We start from the raw sequence: 9,475 nt of genomic DNA, 5'->3' as shown, positions 1-9,475 counted from the left end.
AATCGAAAAATTAATTGCTAAATCTGACTATTGCGACATACGCATCGGGTAGAACATCAAACCTAGAGAGCAAGACAACTGAGAGTTTATTGCCACTTCCAGAAAATATTCGACTATTATTTCTCTACCCAGAATTTCTTCTAGTCAGAAAAAATTTATTAGTGAATCAAGAATCGAAAAATTAATTGCTAAATCTGACTATTGCGACATACGCATCGGGTAGAACTAAAACCTAGAGAGCAAAGCAACTGAAAGTTTATTGCCACTGCCAAAAAATATTTGAGCGTTTCTCTTTAGTGGAAATTTCCTGTGCTGATTAGTAAATCAATAATCGAAAAAATAATTGTCAAATCTGACTATTGCGTATATCGCAATAGTAGAACATCAAACCTAGATAAAAAGAGACTTGAGACTTTATTGCCACTGCCAAAAAATATTTGATTCTATTTATCTACCAGAAATTTCCTGTGCTGAGAAAGAATTATTAGTAAATTAAGAATCGAAAAATTAATTGTGCAATTTTACTATTGCGATATACGCATCGGGTAGAACATCAAACCTAGAGAGCAAGACAACTGAGAGTTTATTGCCACTGCCAAAAAATATTTGAGTATTTCTCTCTACTGAAAATTTCCTCCTCCACCTCCTCCACCCCCCACACCTCCCACATCTCTCCATCTCCCTTTCAGCTATAATTCAGGAATCTTCAACTATAGAAAAAGAAAGCTTTACTCTATGCTAAAAAACGACCCACTTTGGTTCAAAGACGCCATAATTTATGAAGCACCAGTTCGAGCATTCGCCGATAGTAACGGTGATGGAATAGGAGACTTTCGCGGACTTACAGAAAAATTAGACTACCTCCAAGACCTAGGCATAACAGCAATTTGGACCCTACCATTTTTCCCCTCCCCCCTCAGAGACGATGGTTATGACATTGCCGATTATAGAAGTATTAACCCCATTTACGGCAACCTAGAAGACTTCCAAGAATTTCTCGACGCTGCCCACGATAGAGGTATTCGAGTCATTATCGAACTTGTAGTTAACCATACCTCCGACAAACACCCCTGGTTCCAAAGAGCGCGTCGTGCCCCAAAAGGTAGCGTAGAAAGAGACTTCTATGTTTGGAGCGACAGTCCTGATAAGTACCCAGAAGTCCGCATTATTTTCCAAGACTTTGAAAATTCTAACTGGGCTTATGATTCTGTAGCTCAAGCTTACTATTGGCATCGGTTTTTCTACCATCAACCAGACCTCAACTATGAAAACCCTGCCGTACAAGAGGCAGTTTTAGAAGTGGCAGACTTTTGGTTAGACATGGGAGTTGATGCCATGCGCCTTGATGCAGTGCCTTATCTTTGTGTTGAAGAAGGTACTAACTGTGAAAATTTGCCGGGAACCCATGTCTTCCTGAAAAAGTTACGGGCGCATATCGACCAGAAATACTCCAACCGAATGTTATTAGCAGAGGCTAATCAATGGCCGGAAGATGCTGCTAAATATTATGGAAGTGGGGATGAATGTCAGATGAATTTCCATTTTCCTTTAATGCCTCGTTTATTTATGGCTTTGCGGATGGAGGATAATTTTCCTATTTCTGACATTCTCAATCAAACTCCTTCTATTCCTAATAATTGTCAGTGGGCTTTGTTTTTGCGGAACCATGATGAGTTGACTTTGGAAATGGTAAGTGATGAAGACCGAGATTATATGTATAAGGCTTATGCTCAAGATACTCAAGCCAGAATAAATTTGGGTATTCGTCGCCGTTTAGCTCCTCTTTTAGGAAATGACCGTCGGCAAATAGAGTTGCTTAATAGTTTACTTTTGTCTTTGCCTGGTACTCCCGTTCTATATTATGGCGATGAAATAGGTATGGGAGATAATATTTATTTGGGCGATCGTAATGGTGTCCGGACTCCTATGCAGTGGAGTGCTGACCGTAATGCTGGTTTTAGTCGTACTAATCCTCAAAAGTTATATGCTCCAGTTATTGTTGACCCTGAATATCACTACGAAACTATTAATGTAGAGGCTCAAAGATCTAATTCTAATTCTTTGTGGTGGTGGATGAAGCGTTTGATTTCTACGAGGGAACGTTTTCAAGCTTTTGGACGTGGTTCGTTTGAGTTGTTACATCCTGAAAATAGAAAGGTTTTGGCTTTTACTCGGACTTACTCTGGTCAACATATTTTGGTAGTGGCTAATCTCTCCCGTTTTGTACAAACAGTAGAGTTAGATTTATCAGCTTTCAATAGTATGGTGCCTGTAGAAATTTTTGGTCGAACTAAGTTTCCGACTATTCAGGAAGATCCTTACTTTTTTAGTTTGAGTGCTTATGCTTTTTATTGGTTTACTCTACAGCCACAACAATCTTATATTGAAACTTTAAGACCTTTGAGTAAACCTCCTGTTTTGACAGTGGCAGAAAATTGGAAAAATATATTTTCTCAGCCAGAAAGTAAGAAAAAGTTAGAGTCAATTTTACCTAATTATTTGAGTGGCTATCCTTGGTTTAGGGGTAAAAATAAAGTAATTCAATCTACAGAAATAATAGAAGTAATTCCGATTGATTATCAACAGAAAGAAACTGCTTTAATATTTCTAGAATTTCACTATACAGAAGGTCCGATAGAAACTTATTTAATTCCTTTGAGCTATTTAGGTCAGTCGGAAATAAGTTCTCAAATTCCTCCCCAAAAAATTATTGCTGAATTACAGATACAGCAGCAAGATAAAACTGGAATTTTGTTTGATGCTTTAGCGCAAAAAGAATTTTTAAATATACCCTTAGCAGCTATCAACAAAAAACAAAAACATCAAGGAAATAGTGGTTTTATTCAGGGAAATAAAACTCATGTATTAGCAGAGATAATGCAGGCAACTACAGAAGATATTCAGCCACATATTTTGTCTGAAAGACACGATAAAACTTTAATTAATTTCGGCACAAGGTTAATACTTAAATTATTCCGAAAACTAGAATATGGTATTCATCCAGAACTAGAAAATGGGAACTTCTTAACAGAGATATCAAAAACTCAAAATTCAGCAATTTTAGGGAATATTTCTCAAACAGCAGGATATCTAGAATATCACCGACAAGGAACTAACTTAATTACTATTGGCATATTAGAAGAATTTATTCCAGAAGCAAGAGACGGTTGGTCTTATACCTCTGATGCTTTGAGGGATTATTTTGACCGAATAATGGTAGAACAAACATCTGTAAATCAGTTAGAAATTCCTGGAATTACTGTTAATAATAGTTTGAATATTGAGATTACTGAATCAGTCTACGATGTGATTGGTTCTTATATTAATGTAGCCGAAAATTTAGGTAAGGTTACAGCAGATATTCATAACGCTTTAGCCTCTGATTCAGAAAATCCCAACTTTTCTCCCGAACAGTTTACGCCTTTTTATCAAAGGTCGGTTTATCAATATATGAGAAACCAAACAGGCAAGATTTTATTAAAGTTGAAAAAGCACCTATCAAAATTTTCAGAAGATACGCAACAATTAGCTAAAAGTGTGATTAATCGTCAAGACATAATTATGGAACATTTAGGTTCGGTAGTCGAACGAAAAATTACCGCTATCCGTACCCGTTGCCATGGAGATTATCATTTAGAAAATGTTTTATTTACAGGTAAAGATTTTGTCATTATTAATTTTGAAGGAGAAGCTACTCGACCTTTAAATGAACGTCGCATGAAACGTTCTCTGCTTCGAGATATTGCAGTAATGTTAGAGTCATTTTATTATGCAGCTAATGTTGCTCTCCGGGAAGAAATTAAAAATGGGATGATTCGTCCTGAAAATATTTTAGCAATGGAACAATGGTCTATATTTTGGTATACTTGGGTTAGCATATCTTTCTTAAAAGCATATCTTCAGAGTACAAATTCAAGTTCATTTTTGCCTCAAAGCGAACAAGAAATACAGGTACTTTTGGACGTTTATCTATTAGAAAAAGTTATCTATGAACTTGACTATGAACTGACCTCTCGCCCTGAATGGATAGAAATTCCTCTCAAACGAATTCAACAATTAGTTCCATAATTTATTCAGACACAAGTTTCCCATTTAGAAAAAATTTGCGAATAATAGCTGTGGGTTGATTTTGCCAAATATTTTTGATGATTAATCACAAATATTCTAATAGCTATCCTAAATAATTTGTGAGAATTTTTCTAATAGTTAAGATTGAGGAAAAACCTTGAAAATTATTACTCCTGACTCCTGACTGTAGGGGCGATTTTCTACGGAATACTCCTAATTGCGGGAATCGCCCCTACCACAACAATATTACAATTGAAATAGGATTGCTAAGAGACTGTTTGTCAAACAAGTATTAAGAGAGCACGCGAAGTGACTAAAATCTCAAAGAGGTAAGACTTCAAAAGGTTAAAATATGGTAAATATCCAGAGGTGGAAAAGTACATACTATTCCTAGATTTTTAAGTGACAAATAGTTGTCTTAATTTCTTATTACCTGTTTCCACCTTCTGTGTTAAGTGTTCCCTATCTCCTTTTTATATTTCCTGATACATTCAATCTCTAAAGCACTTAGCTATTAGCATTCAACTTTTGAAAGTAATAACTACTAAAGTTAGCTCATCACCTTTTTCTTTCCTAGGTCATCCTGGGCAAACATAATTTTTCATTCTCTAGGGAAACTAATCCCTCCTGCCAAAATAATAAGTTAATAACTCATGGCTGAATGCTAACAAATATTCCTAAATCTTATCCCTAATAAATTGTGTCAAATATTAACTATTTATTACTGAAAATTTAGTGATATTCTCAACCAAACTCTAATGCTACAATTAGAAAAAGTATATTAAAGCAGGATATTAATAATATAGGTGGATAATAAATCTAAAAATAGGACGGAAGTCAGTGAACTAAATTCTACTATCGAACTGAAGTTTGCAGGCAATACTGACACAGGTAGTATTCGCTCAGTTAATCAAGATTCTTACTATATAGATCCTCAAGGACGATTTTTTATTGTTGCTGATGGGATGGGGGGACATGCAGGTGGCGAAGAAGCTAGTAAAATTGCTACAGAAGTAATTAAAACTTATCTAGATAGTCATTGGCAGGATACTATAGAATCACCCCAATTGTTAGAAGATGCCTTTATTCAAGCAAATGAAGCTATTATAATTGACCAGGAAAAACATCCTGAACGTTCAGATATGGGTACAACAGCAGTTGTGGCTATCTTCCGAGAACCACAACCTTGGTGTGCAAATGTAGGAGACTCTCGCCTCTATCGACTTCGGGGACAAGAGCTAGCACAAATCACAGAAGACCAAACTTGGGTAGCTCAGGCAGTCAGACAAAATGCTTTAACCTCAGACCAAGCTAGAGTACATCCTTGGCGTCATGTACTTTCCCAATGTTTGGGTCGGGAAGATATGGGTAGGGTAGACCTCTTGTCTTTAGATGTTCAACCAGGCGATCGCCTTTTACTCTGTAGTGATGGATTGACAGAAGAGTTATCTGATGAGAAAATTTATAGTATTTTTGAGATTGCACCTATTTTAAGTTATGGTGATGCTTGTGGAGATATTGCTGAAAAACTGGTAAATGCTGCTAAGGAGGAAGGTGGTCGTGATAATATTACAGTCATAATAGTCGCTGTTGATAGTTGATAAGGTTTGTGACAGAGACTTAAATGCTAGCTTCAATCTAGCTATGGCGGACAATTAGTCCGTAACAGTCTGTGGACTGGATAATGCCGACATTGCCAGGTAGAAGCAGGAATAGGACAGATAATTGTAGATTTTTACAGATTATTGTAGCTTTCTAAGAACGGTTAACTACTGCAAATGACCAAAGTTATTGGTTTAATTAGTGGCACTTCGGTGGATGGTATAGATGCAGCTTTAGTTGATGTTACTGGTGGTCAAACAAATTTGACAGTTCAACTACTAGCAGCATCTACTTACCCTTACCCAGAAAATTTGCGTTCCCAAATTCTTGATGTTTGTGGCGGTGTCTCTCTCTCAATGGCTGAATTGGCTGAACTTAATGATGCTATTGCCCAAGAATTCGCTACAGCAGCATTGACAATTAACCAAAAATATGATAATAAAGCACAACTAATTGGCTCTCACGGTCAAACTGTTTACCATCGTCCGCCCTCTCAACAATTAGGTTATAGTCTACAGTTAGGCCGTGGTGAAGTAATTAGTAATTTAACAGGAATTCCGACCATTAGTAATTTTCGGGCTGCTGATATTGCTGCCGGAGGTCAAGGTGCCCCCTTAGTTCCTTGTGTTGATCTTCATTTACTTAGTCATCCAGAATATACTCGCTGTGTACAAAATTTAGGTGGAATTGGCAATGTTACTTATTTGAAAAATCAACCGCTTCGCCCAAGTCAAAAGTCAAAATTCAAAAGTAAAAAAGAAGAGGAAGTAGTAACAAGTTTAGCTTCACTTCGTGCAAATCAAAAGTCAAAAGTGAAAAGTGAAAAAGAAGAGGAGATAGTAACAACTTTAGCTTCTTCTCAAACAGTTTTAGGTTGGGATACAGGACCTAGTAATACACTATTAGATTTAGCAGTAGAACATCTTTCTCAAGGAAGTAAAACTTATGATAAAAATGGAGAATGGGCAGCAAGTGGAAGACCATGCCAAGAGTTAGTAGAAACATGGTTAAAACAAGACTTTTTCCAACAAAAACCTCCAAAGTCTACAGGTAGAGAATTATTTGGCAAAGACTATTTATTTAACTGTCTTACTGATGCAGAAAAATATAATTTAACTACTGCTGATATACTGGCAACTCTCACAGAATTAACAGCAGCTTCAATCAACCATAGCTATAGAAATTTCTTACCAAATTTGCCAGACCAAATATTATTATGTGGCGGTGGTAGCCATAATTTATATTTAAAAGAAAGGATAGAGAAATTATTAGTACCAATACCAGTAATGACAACTGCTGAAATAGGAGTAGATGTAGATTTTAAAGAAGCTATATCTATGGCAGTTTTAGCTTATTGGCGCTCTTTAGAAATTAAGAGTAATTTGCCAGAAGTTACAGGAGCAAAAGCCAAAGTTATGTTAGGAGAAATTCATCAACCAATTATAGGAAATAGGAGAGATAAATAATCAGAAAAAAATTAGAAAATAATTACCCTGAAGTAATCATTCTACTCAACCTTTGGCTTTTGCCGTTGTCTTATGAATATATTGTAGAATAAGGTCAAAATTATTCCGAACTTCTCCTAATTGTTTTATCCAACTATTAGAGGCAGCAATAGTTTCCTCTTCCTGTTTTATTGCTTCAGCAATTTGCTTTTCAATCTCTGTATAAACCTCAGTTTCAAACTCAGATAATTGTCGCTCTATTTGTGCGTCTAAATCTTTAGCTATTTTCTGAAATTGACTAGAAATATCTTTTCTTAAATCAGCCATTTCTTTTTCTCGTTGACTTTCATTGTGCATTTCCAAAACATCTATTCCCACAGAAACTAATGCCACAGCAGGACCTAAAAATTTAGCAGCATTACCAAGATTTTTAGCAATACCAACTGCTTGCCAAGGTTTAAACTTAAAACCTATAAATTTTCCCACACCTAAAACAGTTTGATGTAAACCACTACCTGCTACATTCCCAGAACGAAGAAAAACATTTCCTGCTTTTGTAAAAGAACTTTTAGTTGCTGCTTTTGTTATTTTTACACCTGCAACTTCAGCAATTTTATTGAGCGAACTAACTTGAGATTTAAGCTGTTGAAAATTTATGCCGTCATTAATATTAGAAGCAGAAATATTTTGCTCTTTATCCAAACAAGAAACAAAAGCTTTAACCAAATCACTATCTAATACTTCTGCCACTGCTTCCCGAATATCTGCGGCTGCTGTTTCGCAAACTTCTTTCAATTTACTTTCTGCTTTTTCATAGCAATTACGAACATTTAATTCTGCTGTTTTATTCAGCTTTTCAAAATCTGCATCAGTTCCCACTGCCATTGCTAATTCATTTCCTTCTTTGACAATAGCTGAAGACATATTTAAGGAAATGCTTTTAACTTTTGTACGGAGTCTGTCTCGTTCTTTGCGGATAGTCCGAGATAGACGGTTAGCTACTTCAAAAAATGTTTTATTTACCGTAGAGTTGCTCAGAAAAATTAACTGAGCATCTTCGACAAATTTTAATGCTATTCTGACTGGAGTATCAAATTTTGCCAAACTACCTCGACTCTCAATAAAAGTATTTAGAGCAGAAATAAAAGTTTCAAACCGACTAATTTCCAGCAAAAAATCATCATTCTCATCAATACCATCACAATAATCTTTAGCATCAATAAAACAAACCGGAAATTCATCAAAACTAAAAGGTTTAAGAGCTTCTATTAAACTGTAGCGATAGTTAGCAATTTTTTCCTCCTCTTCTCCAGCTTCATCAGACATTTTATTAATAACTAACATCATTTTCCAGCGATAACCTTTGTCATAAGCTAACTTTTTGAAATTCTCAACTGTCACAGAGTCAAATAACATATAAGTCAAACAAAAAACTAATAAATCAGCCTTCTTAATTGCCTCATAAGTAATCTCATCATGTTCTTGACGTTCCGTAAAAAGTCCGGGAGTATCTATTACTTTAATACCATTCCAGTCATAATTTGTAGTTTTGTCAGTAGCAATATCGGCATCTATTTTTATATCTCGTTTTCCTGTCATAGCAGAAATAATTGTAGATTTACCTGCGCTATATTGTCCGACAAAGGCAACTTTAATTGCACCTTCTTCTCGATATTCTTTTAATTCCTGCCGGAGTTTTTTGCGGATAGTAGTTAATTCTTCTTTTTTTGCATCGGCTAGTAATTTGTCAAACTTAACTAGAACTTTTTTAAAGTTAGAGCCGACTTTAGCAGCTTGGAATTGTTGATTTGTGTTAGTCATTTTTTTTTGCTCCTAATTTTGTACAGTCGAGATTTTTTTTAACTGATAAATATGTTTTATCCCGTAGGGGTTTGGTCTCCAAAACCTCTATCTTGATTGGAAAGAAAATTAATTTTATTAGGTAGAGAATATTTCCCAAGGTTGAGTCAAACCACCCTCTACCTTAATTTGCCAAAGCAAAAGTAGAAATAGGTAGAAAATATTTCCAGAGGTTGAGTCAAACCACCCTCTACCTTAATTAGTCGAAAAATCATTTCCTAGACAGATTTACTTTGCCAAAGCAAAAGTAGAAATAGGTCGAGAATATTTCCAGAGGTTGAGTCAAACCACCCTCTACCTTAATTACTCAAAAAATCATTTCCCAGACAAATTTACTTTGCCAAAGCAAAAGTAGGAATAGGTAGAAAATATTTCCAGAGATTGAGTCAAACCACCCTCTACCTTAAATAATTTCCCAGACAGATTTACTTTGCCAAAACAAAAGTAGAAATAAGTAGAAAATATTTCCCGAAATTGAGTCAAACCACCCTCTACCTTAA

At 35.5% G+C, this 9,475-nt stretch carries 6 protein-coding genes; 4 read left to right on the top strand and 2 right to left on the bottom strand.

What is annotated here, in order from left to right:
* The first annotated feature begins 14 nt into the window (after nt 1-14).
* The 4 genes from ACP6PK_RS26690 to ACP6PK_RS26675 all read left to right on the top strand — a co-directional run bounded on the left by ACP6PK_RS26690 (nt 15) and on the right by ACP6PK_RS26675 (nt 7,136).
* Entirely contained in the window at nt 15-185 is a 171-nt protein-coding gene (locus tag ACP6PK_RS26690) for a hypothetical protein (RefSeq protein ID WP_426564163.1), read from the top strand.
* A 550-nt stretch (nt 186-735) separates the two neighbouring features.
* A complete protein-coding gene (treS, locus tag ACP6PK_RS26685) occupies nt 736-4,068 on the top strand; it encodes a maltose alpha-D-glucosyltransferase (RefSeq protein ID WP_426564161.1) in 3,333 nt (1,110 codons plus the stop codon).
* 857 nt (nt 4,069-4,925) lie between these two features.
* The gene (locus tag ACP6PK_RS26680) at nt 4,926-5,669 is read left to right on the top strand and encodes a PP2C family protein-serine/threonine phosphatase (protein WP_426564167.1); all 744 of its coding nucleotides are present in this window, start codon (nt 4,926-4,928) and stop codon (nt 5,667-5,669) included.
* A 177-nt stretch (nt 5,670-5,846) separates the two neighbouring features.
* Nucleotides 5,847-7,136 carry an anhydro-N-acetylmuramic acid kinase gene (locus ACP6PK_RS26675; RefSeq protein ID WP_426564159.1) on the top strand — a complete coding sequence of 430 codons (1,290 nt, stop codon included), beginning with the start codon at nt 5,847-5,849 and terminating at the stop codon, nt 7,134-7,136.
* A gap of 45 nt (nt 7,137-7,181) precedes the next feature.
* Here the strand turns inward: ACP6PK_RS26675 and ACP6PK_RS26670 are convergent, their stop codons facing one another.
* The gene (locus ACP6PK_RS26670) at nt 7,182-8,936 is read right to left on the bottom strand and encodes a GTPase (RefSeq protein WP_426564157.1); all 1,755 of its coding nucleotides are present in this window, start codon (nt 8,934-8,936) and stop codon (nt 7,182-7,184) included.
* Between the two features lie 354 nt (nt 8,937-9,290).
* Nucleotides 9,291-9,475: hypothetical protein (locus tag ACP6PK_RS26665; RefSeq protein ID WP_426564155.1), on the bottom strand; the 185-nt coding region annotated here is incomplete at its 5' end.

Source organism: Dapis hubbardiae BLCC-M172 (assembly GCF_050016015.1).
In the GTDB taxonomy this organism is placed as follows: Bacteria; Cyanobacteriota; Cyanobacteriia; order Cyanobacteriales; family Microcoleaceae; genus Trichodesmium.
Note: the sequence above shows the minus strand (reverse complement) of the source record. Positions and strands in the feature narration are given on the sequence as shown.